Here is a 22753-nt window from a genome sequence, read left to right on the forward strand (position 1 = left end):
GATGATGGACAGGCGAGTTGCTGCTGGAGTACACCACGAGCGGCGGGCAGGACGGTGGCGGCGCGGCTGGTCGCTCCTAGGCGTCCTCGCGCTCGCGCTTCCCCTCGCCGCCGTCCCCGCGACCTCGGCGAGCGCGGCGACCTGGGGCATCCAGAAGCAGGAGACGAGCGCCGGCCCGTACGCGCCCGGTGAGGACGTACGGTGGCTCGTGACGATCTCCTGCTCGGACCCGAACCAGGACCCGTGCACCAACACCGTCCTCAGCGACCCGTTGCCCGAGGGCGTCGAACTCGTGAGCGCCACCATCCAGAATCAGAACGGCTCGGACGGCGAGATCGTCGCCGACACCGAGTCGGACACGGTGACGTACACGGCACCGAGCGTCACCAACGGCACGCAGGTCCAGATCGCCATCACCGGGCGCATCGACCCCGACCTGCCGTACAGCGCGTCCGAGGTGCCGATCACCAACACGGCGACCGTCGTCGCGGACAACGCCGCCGAGACCAGCGACACGGACGACATCGTCCCGGTCGTCGAGCTGGTCCTCGACTCCGAGACCGCCAAGACGATCGAGCCCGAGGGTGCGCTCGCCGAGCCCGGCACGCCGGCCACGATGACGTTGGAGGCCACCAACACCTCCAACGACGCGGTCGACACGCTGGTGGTCCAGGACCCGGTGGACCCGACCGCCGAGCCGAACCCGTTCACGTACCTCGAGTACACGGGCACCGGTGACATCACGCTCCCGCCGGACGCGGACACCGTGGACAGCGAGTACTGGGACGGCGACTCCTGGGAGCCGCTCGTCGCCGCGGTGGACCCGAGCACCGTGCAGGGCGTGCGCTACACGTTCAGCGGCGACGTCCAGCCCGGCGCCACGGCGACCATCCCCGTCGAGGTGCAGCAGAGCGATGCCGTCACCGAGCTCGCCGACCAGACCACGGTCACCAACGACGTGTCCTCCCACGTCACCCACCCCGAGGGCGAGTCCGACCCGACGACGGCGGAGGACACCTACGTCATCACGCCGCCGAACAACGCCGTGACCGCGTCCAAGAGCTTCGACCCGGCCACCGTGAGCGCCGGAGACCCGACCACGGTCACCCTGGGCGCCACGAACGCCGGGACCCAGGTCGGCTCGCTGACGATCACCGAGCCGTCGCCGGGGACCGACAGCCCCTTCGAGGGCGACGACCCGATCACCTTCACCGGGTGGGGCACCGACGGCGCCGGGGCGGGCGTCGTCTGGCCGGCGGACGCCACCGAGGCCACCGTGACGTTCACGTGCGCCGACGGCGGGATGTCCGAGGAGAGCATGACGACGGTGAACGGCCTGCCCGCTCCGCCCGACGGCTGCGAGGTGGTCGGCTTCACCGTCGAGTTCACCGGCGACATCGTCTCGAGCGCCGAGGCGACGATCCCCTTCACGGCGGACACGGACCCCGACCAGGACGCCGACGACGTCACGCACCCGAACGAGATCACCGCGCAGGTCCCGAACGCCGAGGACACCGCCGCCGCGGAGCTCGTCACCCTGACCGACCGGCTCGCCACCGAGACGACCAAGTCGGTCACGCCGTCGACGATCCCGGCCGTGCCCGGGCAGAACGTCATCGTGCAGCTGCCGACGCAGCTCCTGCCGTTCGGCCCGGACGGCTCCACGACCAACGCCGACCAGATCGTCGTGCAGGACCCGACCGACCCCGAGAACCCGTCGAGCTTCTGGGGCAGCTTCGCCCCCACCGAGGTGCGCAGCACCGACGTCCCGGCCGACTCCACGCTCACGGTCAGCTACTGGGACGGCACCGGCTGGGTGGCCGCGCCCGGCTGCGGCCCGTTCGCCGGCCCCGACACCGTCAGCTGCGACCTGCCCGCCGACGCGCAGGGGGTCCAGCTCGTCTACGACTCCACCGCCGACGGCTTCGCCCCCGGTACCCAGGTGCAGCCGAACCTCGTCGCCGAGTACACCGGTTCGCCGGACCAGACCGCACCGCTCACCAACTGCGCGGCGTCCAGCGCGTCGTCGGACGCCGTCGCCCAGACTCCCTGGGCCGAGGGGTGTGCCGACGTGACGCCGGAGCCCGTCGACCCGGGCGCGGGCCCCGACCTCCTCACCAAGGAGTTCCTCGAGGACCCGGCCGACGTGATCGCCCGCTCCGACGAGCAGGCCACGGCACGCCTGACCTGGTCGACCGGAGGGTTCTCCGGGATGGAGCAGGTCGTCGTGCAGGACACCGCCGACCCCGTCGCGGCCGACGACCCGGCGATCGCGGACTCGTTCTTCGACGCCTTCGACCTGGTGAGCATCGCGGCGGACGACCCGCTGCTGCCGTACGACCAGGCCGAGTCCGTCGAGCTGTTCATCGACGGTGCGTGGGTCGCCGCGGAGGGCGACCCGTGCCCGTGCGACGGCGGCTTCCCCGGCTACACGCTCACCGAGGCCGAGCAGGAGGCGGCCACGTCCGTCCGGCTCACCTACGTCGAGTCGCCCACGCGCGGCACGGACGACCCGTCGGCGCCGCAGCCGGGCGACGGCGTGGCTCGCTCGACCCTGGACACGGGCCGGCACCTCGACCTGACCTTCCAGGTGCGGGACTACACGCGCAGCGACGGCAGCCCGGCGCTCGGTGCGTCGGACTACAACACGGCGGACCCGGGGCTGGTGAACGACACCGCTCGCGAGACCGCCACGCTGGGCGAGACGGAGTACACCGACGTCGACGGCGACGACGTGCTGATCATCGACCAGCCGCTCAACGTCACGGTCGACAAGGCCTGGACCGGCGGCCCGATCTCCGTCCCGCCGGCTGGCACCCCCGCGGGGTCCTACCCGTCGACGACGTCGACGATCACCGGCACCAACACGTCCGCGGCGAAGGTCGACCAGCTTCTGCTCGCCGACCCGGGCGTGCCGGGCAGCGGCGACGTGCAGACCGCCGAGGGCACCCGCCCGTTCGACGACTTCACCCTGACGGCGATCGACCTCTCGCCCCCGGACGGCACCGAGACGATCACCGTCACCCTCACCACGTGGGACGGCGGAGCCGCGACCGGCACGGAGTACGTGGTCGAGGCCGACGGCACGGGTCTGCCCGCCGACCTGTCCGACGTCGTCGGTGTCGAGGTGGCCTACGACGGCCTCGTCGAGGCCGGCGCGCAGGGCGCGATGGACCTCACGCTGCAGCTGCGGGAGGCGGACCGGTACACCGGCGAGACCATCACCCTCGACACGCTCGAGTCGAACCCCGTGCCGAACGGGGCCGTGGCGACCATCGCCGACCCGGGCGGCACCGAGGACGACGTCCGGCTCGCGTACGACGACGCCACGATGGCGCTGCAGGACGCCGAGATCGGCCTCGAGGTCGGCAAGTCCTTCTCGCCCGAGCAGATCGTCGAGCCCGGCACGGGACCGGTGACGATGACCCTGACCGGGGAGCCGGTCGGCCCGTCGCGCGCGGTCGAGATGGTGCTCACCGACGACGACCCGCAGTTCTGGAACCAGTACGACTTCGTGGGCTTCGACGGCGCGACGCTCTCGGCCCCGATCCAGCAGGTCCAGGTCGACGCCTTCACCGGCGCGACCTTCACCGGTGAGCCCGGGTCGGCCGACCCGGTCGCGGTCGACGGCGGCACCTGGGTCGAGGGGACGCCGTCCGCGGCCTTCGAGCTGCCCGACGGCGTCGCCCCGGGCGACGTGCAGGGCCTGCGATTCACCTTCACCCGGACGGACGGCTCCGTCTGGGAGAACCCGGCCAGCCCCGTGCAGGAGGTACCGGTCTCGGTCGAGCGGCGCCACGAGATGCGCAGCGGCGGTGCCGTCCAGCACGACCTCGTGGGCAACGACCCCGCACCGGGGGAGTCGGCACCGGGCGTCGGGAGCAACACCGTGGACGGCGAGGTGACCGGCGCCGACCTCGTGGTCGACCCGGACTCCGGCGAGACCGTCCCGGTCTCCGCGACGGACGAGGCCGACGCCGAGATCGTCTACGTGCACGCCACGAACGCCGTCGAGATCGTCAAGGACTTCGACGACGTCGTCTCCGGCGGCACGCAGACGCCCAACGGCGTGTTCCCGATGAACATCACGGTCACCAACACCGGTGACCGCGCGATCGTCGACCCGGTGATCGTGGACGACCCGATGCCGGCGGACGGCGACGGCGCCCAGCTCCGGCTGGCCGACGTCGACGAACCGTTCAGCTACACGCTCGACGGCGCCGCACCCGACCCCGCCACCGGACCCGCGCTGCCGACCGACCCTGCGGAGGTGACGGTCGACCAGACCGGCGACCTCGACACCCTCGGGTTCACCTTCCCGGAGGGGTCGGTGCTCGAGGTGGGGCAGTCGTACACCATCACCGTGCAGGTGCAGTTCCGGCTCGGCCTGCCGGCCCGGACGCTGGTGGAGAACACGGCCGGGGTCACGGCCGACCGGCCGTGGGACCTCTGTGAGCCCCGGCTCGACGAGGAGAGCGGCGCCTGCGAGGCGGACGCCGACGTCACCCCGATCCCGGCCGCGGTGCTCTCCCAGACCAAGCATGTCAAGGCCACCGAGGACGACGAGCTCGACGTGATCGTCGACCCGGCGGCCTCGAACCCGCCGGCGGAGTGCGTCCCGGACGCGGACGGCTTCTACTCCTACCCCTGCACCCCGGTCATCGCCCCGGGCCAGAACGAGACGTGGCGGATCGAGATCAACAACGTCGGCAACCTGCCGATGGACAAGCTCGTGATCTACGACCGGCTGCCGACGCCCGGGGACACCGGCTCCTACGCGGACTCGGCGCGCGACTCGGCGTGGGGCCCGTACCTCACCACCGACCCGCCGCCGGAGCTGGTCGACGCTCCCGAGGGGGCCGACCTGAGCTTCGCGTACTCGACCGTGCAGGACTACTGCATGGACGACCTCGAGGAAGCGACCAACGAGCCGATCTGCCCGACGGACGACCCCGAGACGGGGTGGGTGCCGCTGACGGGCACGGAGTCCGACGAGCTGTTCGCGTCGATCACAGCGATCAAGATGGTCATCACGTTCCCCGAGGACGACCTCTTCCAGCCCGGCGACCACATCGACCTGGACGGCACCACGACGACGCCGCCCGTGGCGCCCGAGGCCGGCGATCTCTCGATCGCCTGGAACTCCGCGGCGGCCTCGGGGTCGGTGTTCGCCGACGGCAGCTCGTCATCGATCCTGCCCACCGAGGGTACGAAGGTCGGCGTCGCGACGGCGACCGGCTCCCTCACTGTGGACAAGGAGGTGACGGGGCCTGGCCTCGGTTACGCCCCGGACAGCTTCGAGCTCACGGTCGAGTGCGTCTCCGCCGTCGACACCTGGGTCGAGACCGCGCTGGAGCCGATCACGGTGACGGTGACCCCGGGTGAGCCGGTGACCGTGCCGAACCTGCCGTACGGCGCCAGGTGCACGCTGACCGAGGGCGACAACGGGCAGTCGAGCTTCTCCACCGAGACGGTGACCATCGGCCAGGAGCCGGACGTCGCCGAGATCACGGCGACGAACGACTACCAGCTCACCGGCATGGAGCTCGCCAAGCAGGTGGAGAGCGACGCCGTCGACGCCACCGGCGGGGCCGTCCCGTACGGCCCGTTCGAGGTCGCCGTGGAGTGCACGTTCCTCGACGAGGCGGTGTACGCCGACGGCTACGACGCCGACACCCCGATGGTGTTGACGCTCGAGGACGGTGCGGCCCCCACGACCCTCGACGGCTTCCCCGTGGGGACCGAGTGCACCGTCACCGAGACCGAGACGATGTCCGCCGCCTCGACGTCGATCGAGGTCAGCCAGGAGGGCACCGACCCGGTGACGACGGACGGGACGTCCGCCACCGTCGTGCTCACCGAGCTGCCCGAAGGCTCTGAGGACGACGTCGCCACCTCGGTCGAGATCACCAACACCTACGAGGTCGGGTCGCTCGACCTGCTCAAGGAGGTCGACGGTGACGGCGCCGAGGCCTACGGCACCGGCCCGTTCGTCCTCGACGCCGTGTGCGTCGTGACGGGGACCGAGCCGGACCCGCGGGTCGTCTACGATGGCTCCGTGGTGCTCGGCGGAGCCGGCCCGCTCGAGGCGCAGATCACGAACCTGGCGGCCGGCGCGGAGTGCGCGGTCACCGAGAGCGAGGACGGTGGGGCGACCAGCACGGTCGTCACCCCGGAGTCCGTGGTCGTGGACGGCGGCGAGAGTGTCGACGTCGAGGTCGTCAACACGTTCGACGTCGGGTCCGTCGTGGTGGACAAGGTCGTCGTCGGTGACGCGGCAGAGTTCGCCACCGGTCCGTACGAGGTGACCCTGGACTGCGCCTGGCAGGGCGAGGGCCTGGCGGTCCCCGGCGGCGCCGCGCGCGAGCTGGTGCCGGGCGAGCCGGTGACCTACGACGGCCTGCCCGTCGGCGCCGACTGCGTCGTCACCGAGACCGCCGACGGCGGGGCGACCTCCGTCCAGGTGTCGTCGGTCGACGACGGCGCCCCCGGCACCGTGACCGTCGGGGCTGACCCGGTCGAGGTCGTCGTGACCAACACGTTCGACCTCGGGCAGGTCGCGGTCACCAAGGTGGTCGACGGCCCGGGTGCGGCCTTCGGCGTCGGGCCCTTCGACGTGGCGCTGGAGTGCACGTTCCGGGGCCAGCCGGTCGAGGTCCCGGGCGGCGCGACCCGAGCTCTCGCGGCGGACGGCACGGTGACGTACACCGGGCTGCCCGTCGGCTCCGACTGCCTGGTGACCGAGACCGACGCGTACGGCGCGACGAGCAGCGAGGTCTCCACGACGGTCGACGGCGGTGCACCCGGTGAGGTGGTGGTGCCGGGCGCCGGCGCCGATCCGGCCGTCATCACCGTCACCAACACCTTCGATGTCGGAGTGGTGCAGGTGGACAAGGTCGTGGACGGCCCGGGTGCTGAGCTCTGGGGTGCCGGACCGTTCGAGGTGACCCTGGCGTGCACGTTCGTCGGTGAGCCGATCGACGTGCCGGGTGGCGCGGCGCGCGAGATCGTCGCGGGCGAGCCGGTCGAGTACGGCCAGCTCCCCGTCGGGGCGGACTGCCTCGTCACCGAGACGGACGACGGTGGTGCGGACGCCACGACGGTGTCGGCCGTCGACGGTGGTGAGCCCGGTGCGGTCACCGTGGCGTCCGGCGAGGCCGCCGGGGTGACCGTCACGAACACGTTCGGTCCGGTGCCGGCCGAGCCCGGGACCGGTGGTTCCGGGGACGACGGTGATTCCCGTCCCCAGGGCACCGACGACAACGTCTCGGGCGGCGGCGACCTGCCCCGCACCGGTGTCGCGGTGGCCGGGACACTGGGCCTCATGGTCCTGCTGCTCGCGGCCGGTGCACTCCTGCTGACGGTCCGCCGCCGTCGGGAGTCCTGAGGCCGAGCACCGGCCGACGGCGCCCCCGCCCACGCCGGCGGGGGCGCCGTCGTCGGGTCGCGTCGGTGCACCCGTCCGGACTTCACCCGGTGGCTGCCGTCAGGTGCGGGTGCGACGGGCGTCATGACAGGTACCGGGTGGCGACAGGCGAGGGGGCCTCGGTGAGGATGCGGACGACGTATGCGTTGACCCCGACGATCTGGGGGTATGCACGGATCGGTGGCGCCGGGCCGCCGGAACAGCCCGGAGCACAGGCCGGAGCGGTCCGTGTCGACGTGATGGTCCCGCCGCTCCTGACGCCCGACGAGCTGGCCGACCTCCACTCGCGTCTGCGGCCGACGGCGGCGGAAGGCGGCCGGGAGGTCGACGCCGGGCTGGGGACTCGTCGCGTCGTCCGGGAGGCCCTCGCCGGAGCGATCGAGGTCCGGACGAGCGAGGCGCTCGACCGGGCCGACCGTAACGTGGCCGAGTCGCCCCTGGTCGGCGCGTTCGCTGGCCTGGTGGTCCGCGGCGGGCAGAGCATGCTCACGGTCTCCCGTGCTGCGCTGGCGCGCGAGCTGGCCTGGGCCGGTGTCCGGGCGGCGTGCGTGGGGGACACCCCGAGCATGGTCGACGCGGTGCTGGCGCTGGAGGCTCTGCTGGCGACGTCGGACCGCGCCTGACGTCGGACCGCACCTGACGGTGCCGCGGCACGTGGTCCGGGACCCGTCCCCCTGCGACGTGTCCCGGACCGCGGTCGATGTCGACCCGTGCTGGCAGCGACGCCCCTCGGACGAGGGGGGTGCCGCCCGTGAGCCGCCGCCACCTGCACAGACCTCGCCGGGCCGGTTCGATGACGCGGCGCAGAGTGATTCACCTCACGATCGACTCGCGTCATGATCGATAAGTACGGTTGTCTAACTATCTGGTGGTGAGAGCCTCCACCAGCGATCGAACGGAGTGTTCATGACTCACGCAGTGGACGGGTGGACCGTCCGCGGACGCCTCCGGCGTGCGGCGACCGTGGCCGCCGCGACCGGCCTCGCGCTCGGCGGCGCTCTCGCCGTCACCGTCGGGCCCGGAGCGGCGCCCGCTGCCGCCGCGGTGCCCGCCGACCGGTGTGCGGCGGAGGGCGAGATGCCGGGAATCGGCCAGGTGCCCACCTTCACCGACGGCAACGTCGCCGTCTACGCGGGCGGCGACTACCTGGCCACCGGGACCGCGGCCGAGTCCGAGGGGCTGCTTCTCGTCCGCGGCGACGCGACGTTCGCCAAGGAGTCCGAGGGTGTCTTCAACGTCGGCTCCGTCGGCCTCGGTTCCGGCATCAGCCCGGCGCCGGGCGAGACGATGCTCGCCGTCGGCGGGAACCTCACGGTCACCGACCTCACCGAGCTGCACGTCGGGGCGCTCGTGGACGGTGGCGGAGCGGTCCGCGTCGGCGGGACCCTGACGCCGGGAGGCGGCGTGGACGCCTTCGGGGGGACCGTGGAGGAAGGCCTCGGCGCCGAGTCCGCCATGTCCCCGTACGCGGACTTCCAGTCCACGATCACCGAGGTGTCGTCCGACCTTGCGGGCGCGGGCACCACCGGCACCGCGGCGCGGTCCGGACAGCAGGTCACGTTCACCGGGAGCGGCGGCACCGACCTCGAGACCTTCGAGATCTCGGCGGCGGACCTGAACGGCGCCACCGAGGTCTACGTCGAGGGGATCGACGAGGGCGCCGCCGTCGCGATCACCGTCACGGGTGGTCCCGTCGACTTCGCCCCGACCTACTTCATGATCGACGGGGAGCGGGTGGACGACTTCGCCAGCCCCAACTACGGGAACGCCGCGTCCCAGCTCCTGTGGAACCTCGCGGACGCCGAGCAGGTGACCATCGGCGGGACGAGCCAGTTCATGGGCTCGATCCTCGCGCCCGCCGCAGACACCGAGATCACGGCCAGCACCAACGGTCGCGTCTACGTCGGCGGTGACCTGACGACCAGCGGCGCCGGCAACGAGCAGCACAACTACCCCTGGATCGGCGCGCCGGAGATGAGCTGCGTCACCGAGATCGCCGAGGTCGGCGGGTTCTCCGTGGTCAAGGAGGTCACCGGCGCGGGCGCCGACCTGGTGGACCCGGGCACGGAGTTCTCCGTCGAGTACGCCGCGACCGTCGACGGCGAGCCCGTCGCGGGCACGCTGACGGTCCCGGCGGACGGGACCGTCGTGGAGGGCCCGCAGGACCTGCCGGCCGGGACGGTCGTGACGTTCGCCGAGTCGGGGCCTCCCGAGGTCGAGGGCGTCGTGTGGGGTGCTCCGGAGTTCTCGCCGTCGTCGGTGACCGTGACGACCGACGAGGTCGTGCGGGTGACCCTCACCAACACCGCGGACGTCGTCGGCACGGAGGAGGAGACCCCTGGGCCCACGCCCGAGGTGACCGAGCCCGGCGACGAGACCACGCCCGAGGTCGAGGAGCCGGAGTCCGGGGAGCCGGGCGGGGCGGAGGGCACGCAGGACTCCGCCGGTCAGCAGGTGGCGGGGGAAGGCCCCGACACGGAGACGGCCGACCAGATGGTCGCGACGTCGGACGAGACGGGCACGCTGCCCGTCACCGGTACCGAGGCCGGCATCGCGGCGGCGGTCGCGGTCGCGCTGCTCGCCGCCGGTGCGTGGCTCGTCGTGATGGCGCGCCGCCGGGCTCGCGACGGGCGGGTCTGAGGCCCGTCCCGGGTCGCCCTGACGCTCAGGGCGGCCCGGGACGCCACCGGTGCCAGCGCACCGAGGTGACCGGGCGGTCGGTCGCGAGGGCGCCGATCTGCGGACCCGCGCGCAGGTCGACCAGGTGCAGACCGTCGAAGATCCGTTGCGGGTCCGGCGCCCACAGCCGGTCGATCCCGAGGCCCCGCGCCTTGAGCGCCGCCTCGCCGCGCACCCAGGCGCGTGAACCCTCACGGACCTTCTCGGCGTCGAGCCCGACGACGCCGTCCGGGACGACGGCCATCGCCGCGAGCCGTCCGGTACGGGTCACCGAGTACGGCGGTCCGTCCACGGCCACGGGACGGCCGTGATCACTGCGGCCGCAGCGCGCGCAGCGACGGACGATCCGGACGTCCTCGACGTCGACGCCCAGCGTCCGGGCGAGCACCGAGCGCTGCATCGCCCGCGACGTCGCGACGAGGTCAGCGAGAGCGGGCGACGCCGCGCGACGGACCGCGGCCGCGTCCGCCGCGGACAGCGAGGCGACGCAGCGCGCCACCGGGGCCACCGGACCGGCCCAGAGCTCGACGATCACGCCCTCTCGAACGCGTCGGTGCGTGCCGGAGCATCGATCCAACCGATCGTGTGGAACCAGTCGATGTAGGTGTCCAGCATCGCCTCGTCGACCGGGGGGCACTCGATGCCTGATCCCGCGAGCCCTGCCTCGACGTTCTCGCGGCCGAACTGAGGGAACAGGTCCTCGAAGTACAGCTCCTTGACGCTGACATCGCGCTGGGCAGCCACGGTGGTGAAGATCGGGAGGAAGGCCACGATCGGGTGCTCCGGGTGAGCGGTGCAGAACTCTCGCAGTGCACCGACCCACTCGTCGTAGCCGATCGTCCTGATCCGGTGTCCCGCGAGCCGAAGACGCTCGACCATGTCAGACAGGACGGCGAAGGACGGGTTCGTCAGGTGGTAGGTGGCCGCGACGTGATCCGGCTGTTCGGCGAGATGGACCAACGCACGCGCCAGGTAGTCCGCCGGCACGAAGTCCAGCGGCAGGCGGGCGTCGGGTGCGAGACCCATCTCGGCGATGGTCTTGAAGAACGCGACGATCGCCGCTTCGGTGTTCCAGGCGCCGTCGCGCAGGTTCCCCGTGATCTCGTATGGGCGGTACACCGAGACAGGGACACCGCGTTCCGCCGCCAGGCCCAGGATCTTCTCCGCCACCCACTTGCTCTCCGGGTAGCCCATCGACATCCGCTCCACGTGGCCGACATCGTCGTCCTCCGAGAGGTGCCGGACGTCCGCCGACCCCATGCCCGAGAGGACCGCGATCGTCGAGACGTAGTGCACGGGGATACCGCCACCCCGCAATGCGAGCCGGGCCACCGTGCGAGTCCCGTCGACGTTCGTCGGTCGCAGCCACTCGTAGGGATAGACGAAGTTGACGTGAGCGGCCGAGTGGTGGATGGCGCGCGTACGGCCCGCCAGCGCGTCGAACTCGTCCGGCGGGAGCCCGAGGTCCACCGCCGTCAGGTCCGCGGGGAGCGCGACGACGCGGTCGGCGTCGTCGAGCGGTCCGTGCCCATACCGGACCTGGGCCTCGGCGATGCGCTGCCGACCCGCCACGGGGTCGGGGGCGCGGACCGCGCACTCGACGACAGCGTCGGTGGTGGCAAGGAGGTCGCGCAGCACGTACGAACCGAAGAACCCGGTCGCCCCGGTCAGGAGGATGCGGTCCCCCGTCGGAGTGGGGTTCAGCGGTGTGGTCGCCGGCAGATGGATGTCGCCGTGCCAGCGGTCCGCGGCACCGTCGGCCTCGTCGGCGCCCGACCGGCTGCCATCGACCATGGACGTCACGTGCGACGTGAACTCGTCCAGGCGTGGTGCGGAGAGCAGCGCCCGGATCAGGTCGTAGCCCGTCGTGCCCGCGAGGCCTAGGTCGGCCTGGACCCGGGCGACGAGGCGAGCGGCGCCGAGCGAGGTCCCGCCGACGTCGAAGTAGTGCTCGTCCGGCGCCGCTTCCGAGGTGCCGAGGGTCGCCATCCACGATGCCGCGACCTGGTCGGCGACCGACCCGTGTGCAGGTCCGTGGTCCCGACCTGGCGGGACGGTGTGCTCGGCCGCGATGCGCTGCAGCGCATCGCGGTCGGCCTTGTCGTTCTGCGTCCGGGGGATCTCGGTCACCTGGATGATGTCGTTGGGCAGCATGTAGGTCGGCAGGACCTCGGACAACCGGGCACGGAGACCGGCCGCGTCGAACCGCGCGCCCGCCGCGGGGACGACGACGGCGACCAGTCGCTTGTCGGCTCCCTCGCCGACGACCACCGCGACCGCCTCGCCGACGTGGTCGAGACCGCGCAGCGCCTGTTCGACATCACCCAGCTCGACGCGGAACCCACGGATCTTCACCTGCCCGTCGAGCCTGCGCACGAACTCGTAGGTACCGTCCGACGATCGACGGACCAGGTCGCCGGTGCGATAGAACGAGCGGACCCCGCTCTCGCCCGCGCTCATCTCCACGAATCGTTCCCGTGTCCGCTCCGGGTCGGAGAGATAGCCGGATGCGACGCCGACGCCCCCGATGAGGAGCTCGCCGGTGCCCTCCCCCGAGACCGTTCGGTCGCCGTCGAGCAGGAGGCACTCGACGTACGGGAGAGGACGGCCGATGGGCACCGGACCGGCAGCCCCTGGTTCGACGACGTGGGCGATGGCCACCGCCGTCCCCTCGGTGGGACCGTAGACGTTGATCAGGACGCCGACGCGTCGAGCCACGACCTCGGCGTACCGGGCGTCGAGAGCCTCGCCGCCGGTGATCACCTGAGCCAGGCCGTCGAACACCTCGGGCGACGTCCGTGCCAGGTGGTGGAGCAGGCTGGTGGTGAAGAACGCGGTGTCCACCGCGTGGTGGCGCAGGTGCTCACGGAGCGCCTCGGGGGCGAGCAGCATGTCGGTGTCGACGGCGACGAGGCAGGCGCCGTTCAGCAGCGACGACCAGATCTCGATGGTCGAGGCGTCGAAGGCGAGCGTGGAGGCGTGCAGGAAGCGGCTGCCCGGCCCGACGCTCCAGCACCCGTTCTGCGTGGCGAGCCGCGCCACACCGGCCTGCGACACGGCGACAGCCTTGGGCGTGCCCGTGGATCCCGAGGTGAACATCACGTAGGCGTGGTCCTCCGCCGTCGAGGGGACCGCGACGGCGCGCAGGTCCGGAACGTCGGCGGCCGACTCGTCCGACCGGGCGTCGACGATGTCGACCAGGCCATCGGCGACCGACGTGTCCGGTGCCGTCGAGACGACGACTCCGCAGCCGGCCACGTCGAGCATGGTCGCCAACCGGCGACGCGGTACGGCTTGGTCGATCGGCATGTACGCGGCGCCTCGGCGCAGCACCCCGATCATCGCCGCGAGGGTGCGACGGCCCCGGGGTCCCAGGACTCCGACGACGTCGCCGCGTCCGACCCCTGCTGCCGCGAGGTCCGCGGCGATCCTCGTCGAGGCCCGTCGCAGGTCCGCATAGGTGCTCGTCCCGGAGGCGTCGACCATCGCTGGTTCGTCGGGCTGCCGCTCGGTCAGCCCGTCGAGGTGCTCGATCAGACCACGGATGTCGGCCATGAGGTCTCCTCGACTGTGGGTGGTCGGGCTCAGTCGCGCCAGAAGTACGTCATCGCTGCGGGGTCGGCGGGGAACACGCGGAGCTCGCTCACGGCGCCGTCCCGGAGGGTGTAGACGTCGGCGAACTCAGCCGTGACCCGCTCCCCGAAGCGCGTGGCCTCGTCGACGGCGATCACCACGCCGCCGTCGTCGTCGAGCGTGATGCGGTGGGCCACGGCGTGCGAGGTCCCGTCGGTGAGCTCGGCCATGCGGGCGAACGCTCCGAAGATCTCCGTCTTGCCGCGGTAGACACCAGAGATCTGCGTCTCACCCGGGACCGACATGACGGCGTCGTCGTGGATGAGCTGGTCGAGGGCGTCGGCGTCGGCGGCGTTGAAGGCTTCGTAGACCTTCGCGAGGACGCTGCGGTGGGTCAGGGACACGGAACTCTCCTCAGTGCGAGGTGGGTGGGGTGTCGAGCCGCACTCACCGTCTCACGGGTATGCGGGCACCGCACCCGCGACGCCGAACGGGGAGACCACGGTGAAGGTCACCGTCGTCGTCGGCCCGTAGCGGGGCTCGTCGCCGTCGAGGTCCTCCGCCATCCGGAGCCCGAGGGCGTGCTTGCCGGGCTCCAGGCCGTGCACGACGCGTTCCAGGGGCTCGTTCCCGAGGGTGTGCGTGTTCCCGGTCCAGGCCTCGTCGACCGCCGCCTGAACGGTCCGGCCGGTGGTGCCGCCGAACTCGACGTCGACCGTCAGCCCCGGCTGACCGAAGACCAGCCGACCGGTCACCACCGCGCCGTCGGCCGGCGCGAGGATCTGCGGCAGGTCGAACGTGTACGGCCCGATCGTGTCCTCGACCGGCACCTGGCCGGGGGCCTCCTGCGTCACGGTGAGCTCACCGTGGTCCCCGGTCCCCAGCCCATCGAGCGTCAGCTCCCATGTGCCGTCGTCGCCCACGGTGAGGGTGTCCACGATCGTCCCGGCTGCGTCGACGACGGTCACGACAGTCTCCGGCGGTGCCTCCCCGCTGGTCCGCGGGAACACCGCGACGGTGCCCGCGGGCGTCGCCGAGCTGAGCACCGGCGGCTCCACGGGATGCTCCGTCGGGGACGGGGACGGGGACGGGGACGGGGACGGGGACGGGGACGGGGACGGGGACGGGGACGGGGACGGGGACGGGGACGGGGACAGGCTGGGCGTCGGTGTGGGGGTCGCTGAGGGGGTGGGTCTGGGCGTGGGTGTCGGGCCCGCAGGAGCCGCCGTCGGCTCCGTGGGCGCGGTCGTCGGACCCATCTCCGGCGTCGTGTCCTGACCGGGGGCCGTGCCGACCGGGGACGGCACCTCGTCGGAGCCGTCGTCGTGGGAGCTGTCGTCGTCCGGGTCCGTGAATTCGGCCGGATCGGTGGTGATCCCGTCCGTGGATGGCGATCCCGTGGCGGGTGGTTCAGGTTCCGCGGTCTGCTCGACATCGTCGGTCTCGTCGACGCCGGTGGGCGTGGGCTCCGCCGTCGGGCTCGGGTCCACAACCGGTTCCTCCGGTGCCGCCTGCTCCTCGTCGGCCGTCGACGCCGGCGGGGCCGGGGAGGCCACGGGTGCCGCACCTGCGCCGTCGGACGCGGGTGACCCGCCGAGCACGGTGCTGCCTGCCCAGGCCCCGGCGCCGACGACGGCGGTGACCGCGAAACCACCCACGACGGCCTGAACCTGGCGGGTGCTGAGCCGCCCTGCCCGTCGCCAGACCCCACCGCCGCTACCGGGATTCCCACCAGCGGCGCCGACGGCAGCGGTCCCTCCGAGCCCCGCCTCGCCGGCGAGCGCGGGGACGAGGAACAGCGGGAGCAGTCCGGCGCGCAACCGCGACGAGACGTCGTCGAGCTCACCGACGAGCGCGGTGCAGTCGTCGCACTGCGACACGTGCCGACGGACCTTGTGGTAGACGTCGCGGCTGAGGGTGTCGCGCAGGAAGTCGCCCATCCGCTCGACGCTCCACCGGCAGGCCGGTGCCACCGCCCCGACGTTGACGTGGGCCTGCAGCCATGCCCGCCGCAGCCCCTCGCGTGCCCGGTAGGCGAGCGCCGCGGTGGCCGAGGCGGACAGCCCGAGCAGGGGCGCGGCCTCACGGGGCCGCATCTCCTCGACCTCGAGGTACCACAGCACGGACTGCCACCGCTCGGGCAGGGCGCGGAAGGCGTGCATCGCCACGGAGCCCTCGACGACGTCGTCGGACAGGTCGCGGGGGTCGGCCTGCTCGGGCAGGTGCTCGACGGGCAGGTCCGCGGGCCGGTGGGACCAGGAGGCCGCGATGTTGCGCAGCGTCTGGTACAGGTACGGGCGGAACGGGCCGTCGGGGCCGCGGCCGTTGAGCAGGGCGTTCCAGATGCGGAGGTAGGCCTCCTGGACCAGGTCCTCGGGGTCGAAGGCGGCCGTCATGCGGCGTGCGGCGGCCATGCCGGCCCCGGCGTGGCGGTCCCACAGGACGCCGAACGCACGCTCGGTGCCCGTCCGGACCGCCGCGGCGAGCTGGTCGTCCCCGAGCTCGCGGAGCTCGGCGGTCTCGTCGTCCCGCGGTCCTCGGTGACCGAACCTCATCGACGCAGCCTCCCCCCGCGCACGTGCCTGCTGCCCACCTATTGTCACGCACCACGGGCGGTGCCCGTGCCGGGTCGGCCGTCAGTCCGCCTGGGCGTGCGCCACGTGGGCGAGCTGGCGCCACACGAGCGCCAGCGTGAGCCCCGCGCCGACGAACCCGAACCAGAACGGTGCGGTCAGTCCCCAGTGCTGGGCGATGACGCCACCGAGGGCGTTGCCCACGACGATGCCGCCGAACAGGCTCATCATGTACAGCGACCCGACGCGTCCCTGGTAGCGGGTGGGCACGGCCCGGTGCCGCACGGTGTTCGCCACCGTCCCCCACACGAAGCCGTAGACGCCGAAGACGAACAGCACCGCCATTGCCACCCAGCCCGTGTCGGTCAGGGCGAGGACGAGGTGGAACAGCACCTCGAGCGAGAGGCAGACCTTCATGAGCGTGGACAGCGCGAACCGTCGTTCGAGCCGTCCGTAGAGCACGGTACCGACCAGCCCGCCGGCCGCCGCCGACGTCGTCAGGAGTCCGTAGCCGACCGGCCCCATGTGCAGGTGGTCGAGGGAGTAGAGGACGAGCACGCCCCACGGCGCCGCCCAGGTGACGTTGAAGGAGAGCATCACGAGGGCGAGAGTCCGTACCGGCGGGTTGGTCCACGTCCAGCGCAGGCCGTCGACGATGTCCTGGCGCACCCGGGTCGGTTCGATGGGCGGGGGCACGGCGGGCAGCGCCATCCGGGCGATGAGGAGGACGGCCAGCAGCGCCGTGACGACCTGGACGGCGAACGGCCACGCGGTGCCGAGGGCGAAGAGCGCCGCCCCGACCGGCGGCCCGACGAGCTGGTTCGCGGTGAGGAAGCCGGCCTGCAGGCGGGCGTTGCCGGTGCCGAGGTCGTTCGTGGGGACGAGCATCGGCAGCAGCGTCTGGGAGGTGGTGTCGGCGAACACCTCGGCGGTGCCCATGAGCAGCATGGCGAGCAGTACGAGCTCGATGGAGACGTGCCCGGTCGCGATCACGGCGACGAGCAGGGCGACGACGGCGGCCCGCAGGACGTTGGCGACCACGACGACGCGGCGCCGGTCGAGCCGGTCGGCGAGCGCACCGGCCCACAGCCCGAAGAGCAGCCACGGCAGACGTTGCAGCATGGCGGCCAGCGCGACGAGGAACGCCGAGTCGGTCTGCGAGGCGACGAGGAGGGGGCCGGCGGCCAGCGCGATCCCGTCGCCGATGTTGCTCGTCCAGCTCGACGCGAGCATCCAGCGGAAGGGCACGCCCATCCGTGCCGGCACGACGGCCTCGACGACTCTCCTCACCGGTGGAGCGTAGGTCCGCGGCGGGGTGCCGTGCCACATCTTTCGACGTCACAGGGTGTGGGAGCGGTCTCGCATTGGAGGCGGTGAATGCTGCTTCTGTATTGACTGCCAGGTGAGACGCGGGGCAGACTACCTGGTGGCAGCGCGCATCGCCCGCCCCCTGCGCGGTGCGCGCTGTCCTCGACCGGACTTCCGGTCAGACGCCTCCTCGGCCCCCCACCGAGGGGGCGTCGACGGTTCGACCGCTCGGTGCGCCGGTGATTCCGGCCGACCCGGCGTGCCCGGCGCCGCCGCCCGGACGACCGGGTCTACCGTGCTCGCGTGAGAGTCCTCCGCCGATCCACAGCCGCGGCCGCGGCCGAACCCTCGGTCGAGCCGCAGGACGACAGCGCGCCGCAGCGGCCATCCGATGCCACGAGCCCGTCGGACGCCGGCCCGCGCCCCCCGACGACCGGTCCGCACGAGCCGACCGGACCCGACGGGCCGCCGCGTCCGTCCGGGCCCACCACGACGACCCCGCTCGTCGAGGCGGTGCGCCGGTGGCGTGCCGGGCTCGCCGAGATGGTCGGGGGCTCCACGCTCACGGACGTCGGCACGCTGGGCGAGGCCGTCGTCGACCTGTCGGCCGCGCACCCCTCCGGTGTCGCCCAGCTGTTCGCCGGACGGTCCACCCGGTTGTCCAACCTGGTGCGCGAACCCGGCACGTTCCCGACGGCCCGGCGCCGGGCGCGCGCCGTCGTCGTCCGCTCGGCGGAGCACGCCGCGCAGTACGGTCTGGCCCCGACGTCCCTGGCGATCGGGGTCGCGTCGTGGTCCGAGCCCGTCGAGGCCGGCGAGGCGGGCCAGACAGCCGATGACCGCCACGGCGACCTGACCGCGCTCGCGGAGGTGGCCAGCGCGAGCTCGCCGAGCCCGGTGGAGGACTCCGCGGACTCCGCGAACGACGTCGGCTCCGCCTCCGCCGTGTCTCCCGCCCGGCTCGAGCAGGCGGGAGACACGGCGCCGGCCGTCACGACGTCGATCCCGGTTGTGAGCGTGGCCCGGCGCCGCGACGCTCCGGCGCGTCGCCCGACGCCGCCCGACGAGGTGACGCCGGGCACCCGGACCGTGCACGTCCCGATCCTGCTGCGGCCGGTGACGCTCACGCCCCGTGGTGACGGCGAGACCGACTACGAGCTCACGCTGGAGCCGACGGCGGAGATCAACCCGGTCCTGGCGCGCACGTTGCGGGCCCGCGGCGTGCGCGAGGACCTGACCGCCCTCGCCCAGGCGACCTTCACGGCCGCCGGGTTCGACCCGGACGACGTGCTCGACCGGGTCGCCGCGGTTGCGGCCGAGCACCTCGCCGACTTCCGGTGGGAGAAGAGGGTGCTCGTGGGCACGTTCGTGCACCCGGGGCAGGCGCTCGTCGACGACCTGGACGAGCTGGCGCCCGCGCTGGGCCGCCACGAGCTCGTCGCGGCGCTCGCGGGGGCCGACCAGGCGGTGGAGCGCGTGTCGACGGCGGAGCTGCCGTCCTCGCGCCGGGGGGACGCCGACCCGTCGCGGGAGCGTGGCGTCGGTGACCTGGACCCGCACCAGCGGCACGTGGTCGACGTGCTGGGCTCGGGGCAGCACTTCTTCGTCGACGCGCCGCTCGGCGCGGACGTCGCCGGCACCCTCGCCGCCGTGGTCACCGAGGCGGCGGCCGCCGGCCGGTCCGTGCTGTACGTGACGGGTCACCGCCGGGCCGCCGACCGGCTCGCGCAGCGCCTGGACGAGCTCGGCCTCGACGGCCTCTCGCTGGACGTGACCCCGCGGCAGACGTGGCGTGACGACATGTCCGAACGGCTGCTGTCCGCGATGGCGACGGAGCCCGAGTCCGTGAGCACGGCGGAGACGGCCGGCCTGCGTGACGCCCTCATCGGCGCGCGCGCCCAGCTCACCGGGTACATCGACGCCCTGCACGCCCGGCGCGAGCCGTGGGGGGTCTCCGCCTACGACGCGCTGCAGGAGCTGGCCCGTCTCACCTCGGAGCGCCCGGCGCCGTCGACGTCCGTCCGGCTGGACGCCCGCACGGCCGTCGCCCTGGACGGCGACCGACGACGGCGGCTCGCCGCGGACCTGGGACGCGCGGCCGCGCTCGGCGCGTTCACGCTCCGGCCGTCGTCGACCCCGTGGTTCGGGGCGCACCTGACGACCATGGACGAGGCGCGCGAGGCGCTGGCGCGGGTGCGGCGGCTGCAGGAGGCGAGCCTGCCCCAGCTGCGCCGGCAGATCGCCTACACCGGCGAGGTGACCGGGCTGGCCGCGCCGACCACCGTGAGCTCGTGGGGCACCCAGCTCTCGATGCTCGCCGGGATGCGCAGCACCCTGGACGTCTTCCACCCCATGGTCTTCGAGCGCACCGCCACCGACCTGGTCCAGGCGACCGCGACCCGCGGCTGGCGCCGGGAGCGGGGCGTCGAGATGGGCTGGTTCACGCGCCGCCGGCTGCGCAAGCGGGCGCGCGACATGGTCCGGCCCGGCGTGCGGGTGACGAACCTGCACGCGGCTCTCGTCGAGGTCGCCGAGCAGCGCGACGTCTGGGCCGAGCACTCGCCCCGCGGCGGGTGGCCCACCCTGCCCGAGGGGCTGGCCACCATCGAGGACACCTACGAGGCCGTCCGCATCGACCTGGCCGCCCTGGAACCCGTCCTGAGCCCGACCACGCACGGCGGCAGGCTGCTCGACCTGGATCTCGACGCGCTCTCCGAGCGCCTGCACCGGCTCGCGGACGACCCCGAGGCGCTGGAGACCCTGCCGGAGCGCACGAACCTGCTGCGCCGGGCCCGGGACGCCGGGATCGGCGAGCTCGTGGACGACCTCACCTCCCGTCGCGCGGCCGCCGACCAGGTGGGCGCCGAGCTCGACCTGGCCTGGTGGACGACGGTGTTCGAGCAGATCCTCGACGGCGACCCGACCCTCGCCGGGCAGGACGGCGCCGGCCTGGACGCCCTGGCCCGTCGGTTCCGCGACCTGGACGTGCGCCACCTCGCCGCGCTGTCCCAGCCGGCGCGGGTCGCGGCCCGGGCGCACCTGGGCACGGCGATGCGTGAGGACCGGGAGGGTGCGGAGGCGCTGTTCACCGAGCTCATCGAGGGGCGGATGACGTCCCTGCGCGACCTCGTCGAGGACTACGGCGACGTCGCCCGCCGCCTGCGACCGGTCGTCCTGGCCACGCCGACCCTCGTGCCGCACCTGCTGCCGCCGCACCGCACCGTGGACCTGGTGGTCCTCGACGCCGTCCAGCACGTGCCGATCGAGGTCGTCGTCACCTGCCTCGCCCGCGGCCGGCAGGTGGTCGTCGTCGGGGACCCGCGCACGGCGTCGGGCACGAGCGTGCGCGAGCTGTCGGAGCTGCTGCCGACGGTGACCCTCCAGCCGCAGGAGAACCGGCGCGACCCCGAGCTCACCCGGCTCCTGGCCGCGCACGGCTACGAGGGGCTGCTGCGTCCCGCGCCGCTGCCCCGGCCGGAGGCGCTGGTCCGGCTCGACGTGGTCGACGGCACGGGCATGCCCGACCCGGACTCCGGGTCGGTCGAGAGCACCCGTGCCGAGGTGGACCGCGTCGTGGAGGTCTCCATCGAGCACGCGCTGACCCGTCCCGAGGAGACCCTGGGCATCGTCACCGTCACCGCGGCGCACGCCGACCGCATCCGGGACGCGCTCCTGGCCGAGGTGCGGGCGAACCCGGCCCTCGCGCCGTTCTTCTCGGGGCGCCGGGCCGAGCCCGTCGTCGTGGCCGACATCACGGGGGTCGCCGGTCTGTCGCGGGACACGATCCTGCTCTCGCTGGGCTTCGGCCGCACACCCCACGGGCGGGTGCTGCACCGGTTCGGCGTGCTCGGCGACGACGGCGGGGCGGCGATGCTCCTCGGTGCGCTCGGCGCGACGCGGCACCGGTTGCACGTGGTCTCGTGCTTCCCGGCCGACGCCCTCGACCCCGACCGGTTGCGCGGTCGCGGCCCGCGGCTGCTGCGCGAGCTCCTTGAGCTCGCGGAGCGCAGGTCCGGCGTCGCGGACCAGGTCGAGCTGGGCAACGGGATCGACGCCGGGCGGGTCCCGGACCGGCTGCTCATGGACCTCGGCGAGCGGCTGTGGCGCCTGGGGTATCTCGTGGAGACGGATTACGGCATCGGCGACGGCGACCGCATCCCGCTCGTGGTGGGCCACCCTGACCTGCCGGGGGAGCTCCTCGTGGCCGTGCTGACGGACGACGCCGCGTACGTGGCGGAGCCGTCGGTCCGGGTGCGTGACCGCCAGCTCGCCCAGCGCCTCGAACGGCTGGGCTGGACCGTCGCCCAGGTGTGGTCGGCGGCGGCGTTCCTCGACCCGGAGGGCGAGGCCGACCGCGTGCGCCGGCTGGTGCAGCAGGTGCGCGACGACCGGGTCGGCACCCCTGGCGGCGTACCGGTGCCGCCGGAGGTCGTCGTGCCGGTGCTGGCCGACGACGAGCCCGACGAGATCGTCCAGGACCCGCGGGAGACAATGGGGGAGTGACAGACCCCGCAGCGAAGCACCCCGACGAGTCCCCCCGGTCCGCGCCGGGCGACGGCCCCGCCGCGCCGGACGAGCCGGCCGTACCGGACGAGGCCGCTGCCGGCCGGCGGCGTGGCCCTCGGCGGGCCGTGCGCCGCGGGACCGAGCGGGAGACGGTCTGGGGCGCGACGACCGACGACGGGGGCGGTCACGACTCCAACGACGAGCGCCTGCGTCGCGACGTGCCGCCGCACTGGTGACGGGTCAGGGCTGCCGGGACTGCGCGGCGAGCAGGTCGCGGATCTCGGTGAGCAGCGCCAGGTCGGCCGCCGGCTCCTCGGCGACCTCGTCGTCCACCCGCTGCCGGCGCTCGTTGAGCTTGTTCATCGGCATGACGATGACGAAGTAGAGCGCCGCGGCGACGAGCACGAAGTTCAGCACGGCATCGAGGAACAGGCCGATGCTGAAGTCGGCCCCGTTGAGCCTGAAGTGCCCGACCCCGGTGATGTGCGGCTCACCGAAGATCGCGGCGATCAGCGGGGTGATGATCCCGTCCATCAGCCCGGTGACGACGGCCGTGAACGCCGCCCCGATGACGATCCCGACGGCGAGGTCGATGACGTTGCCCCGCAGGACGAAGGTCTTGAATCCGGCCAGCATGCGTGGTGAGTCCTCCTGCCCGGGCGCGGTGCGCCCTGCCGGGACGGTCCCG

Annotated in this window: 11 protein-coding genes; 5 read left to right on the forward strand and 6 right to left on the reverse strand. The window is 73.2% G+C overall.

Going from position 1 to position 22753, the window contains the following annotated elements; genetic code table 11:
* The first annotated feature begins 1 nt into the window (after position 1).
* From AC3RJ8_RS03550 to AC3RJ8_RS03560, 3 genes are all read left to right on the forward strand, one after another.
* Positions 2–7387 carry a DUF5979 domain-containing protein gene (locus AC3RJ8_RS03550; protein WP_489714568.1) on the forward strand — a complete coding sequence of 2462 codons (7386 nt, stop codon included), beginning with the start codon at positions 2–4 and terminating at the stop codon, positions 7385–7387.
* A gap of 161 nt (positions 7388–7548) precedes the next feature.
* Positions 7549–8049, forward strand: coding sequence for a hypothetical protein (locus tag AC3RJ8_RS03555; protein ID WP_489714569.1), 501 nt, complete (start codon positions 7549–7551; stop codon positions 8047–8049).
* 283 nt (positions 8050–8332) lie between these two features.
* The gene (locus AC3RJ8_RS03560) at positions 8333–10066 is read left to right on the forward strand and encodes a choice-of-anchor A family protein (protein ID WP_489714570.1); all 1734 of its coding nucleotides are present in this window, start codon (positions 8333–8335) and stop codon (positions 10064–10066) included.
* Positions 10067–10091: 25 nt separating this feature from the next.
* Here AC3RJ8_RS03560 and AC3RJ8_RS03565 read toward each other — a convergent pair whose 3' ends face one another.
* The 5 genes from AC3RJ8_RS03565 to AC3RJ8_RS03585 form a co-directional block, all read right to left on the reverse strand.
* Positions 10092–10640: a hypothetical protein gene (locus AC3RJ8_RS03565; protein WP_489714571.1), complete on the reverse strand. Its 549-nt coding sequence runs from the start codon at positions 10638–10640 to the stop codon at positions 10092–10094.
* On the reverse strand, positions 10637–13660 hold the full coding sequence (locus tag AC3RJ8_RS03570; protein WP_489714572.1) for a non-ribosomal peptide synthetase: 3024 nt from the start codon (positions 13658–13660) through the stop codon (positions 10637–10639). Before AC3RJ8_RS03570 ends, AC3RJ8_RS03565 begins: the two co-directional genes overlap by 4 nt.
* A 29-nt stretch (positions 13661–13689) precedes the next feature.
* Entirely contained in the window at positions 13690–14082 is a 393-nt protein-coding gene (locus tag AC3RJ8_RS03575) for a nuclear transport factor 2 family protein (RefSeq protein WP_489714573.1), read from the reverse strand.
* Positions 14083–14133: 51 nt separating this feature from the next.
* Positions 14134–16233: a sigma-70 family RNA polymerase sigma factor gene (locus AC3RJ8_RS03580; protein WP_489714574.1), complete on the reverse strand. Its 2100-nt coding sequence runs from the start codon at positions 16231–16233 to the stop codon at positions 14134–14136.
* Positions 16234–16314: 81 nt separating this feature from the next.
* The gene (locus tag AC3RJ8_RS03585) at positions 16315–17541 is read right to left on the reverse strand and encodes an MFS transporter (RefSeq protein WP_489714575.1); all 1227 of its coding nucleotides are present in this window, start codon (positions 17539–17541) and stop codon (positions 16315–16317) included.
* 321 nt (positions 17542–17862) lie between these two features.
* Here AC3RJ8_RS03585 and AC3RJ8_RS03590 point away from each other — a divergent pair, with 321 nt between their 5' ends.
* Positions 17863–22062, forward strand: coding sequence for a hypothetical protein (locus tag AC3RJ8_RS03590; RefSeq protein WP_489714576.1), 4200 nt, complete (start codon positions 17863–17865; stop codon positions 22060–22062).
* The gene (locus tag AC3RJ8_RS03595) at positions 22059–22301 is read left to right on the forward strand and encodes a hypothetical protein (RefSeq protein ID WP_489714577.1); all 243 of its coding nucleotides are present in this window, start codon (positions 22059–22061) and stop codon (positions 22299–22301) included. The genes AC3RJ8_RS03590 and AC3RJ8_RS03595 overlap by 4 nt, the downstream gene beginning before the upstream one ends.
* Positions 22302–22305: 4 nt before the next feature.
* Here the strand turns inward: AC3RJ8_RS03595 and mscL are convergent, their stop codons facing one another.
* Positions 22306–22701 carry a large conductance mechanosensitive channel protein MscL gene (gene mscL / locus AC3RJ8_RS03600; RefSeq protein WP_489714578.1) on the reverse strand — a complete coding sequence of 132 codons (396 nt, stop codon included), beginning with the start codon at positions 22699–22701 and terminating at the stop codon, positions 22306–22308.
* Positions 22702–22753: the final 52 nt, after the last annotated feature.

Source organism: Isoptericola sp. MSGPD8_1_ISO-PGPR-S23-394 (assembly GCF_058072785.1).

Bases quoted from the DNA above. Each gene is read 5' to 3' on its own strand.
- AC3RJ8_RS03580 (WP_489714574.1), bottom strand. From the start codon at position 16,233: ATGAGGTTCGGTCACCGAGGACCGCGGGACGACGAGACCGCCGAGCTC.
- mscL (WP_489714578.1), bottom strand. From the start codon at position 22,701: ATGCTGGCCGGATTCAAGACCTTCGTCCTGCGGGGCAACGTCATCGAC.
- AC3RJ8_RS03550 (WP_489714568.1), top strand. From the start codon at position 2: ATGATGGACAGGCGAGTTGCTGCTGGAGTACACCACGAGCGGCGGGCA.
- AC3RJ8_RS03570 (WP_489714572.1), bottom strand. From the start codon at position 13,660: ATGGCCGACATCCGTGGTCTGATCGAGCACCTCGACGGGCTGACCGAG.
- AC3RJ8_RS03560 (WP_489714570.1), top strand. From the start codon at position 8,333: ATGACTCACGCAGTGGACGGGTGGACCGTCCGCGGACGCCTCCGGCGT.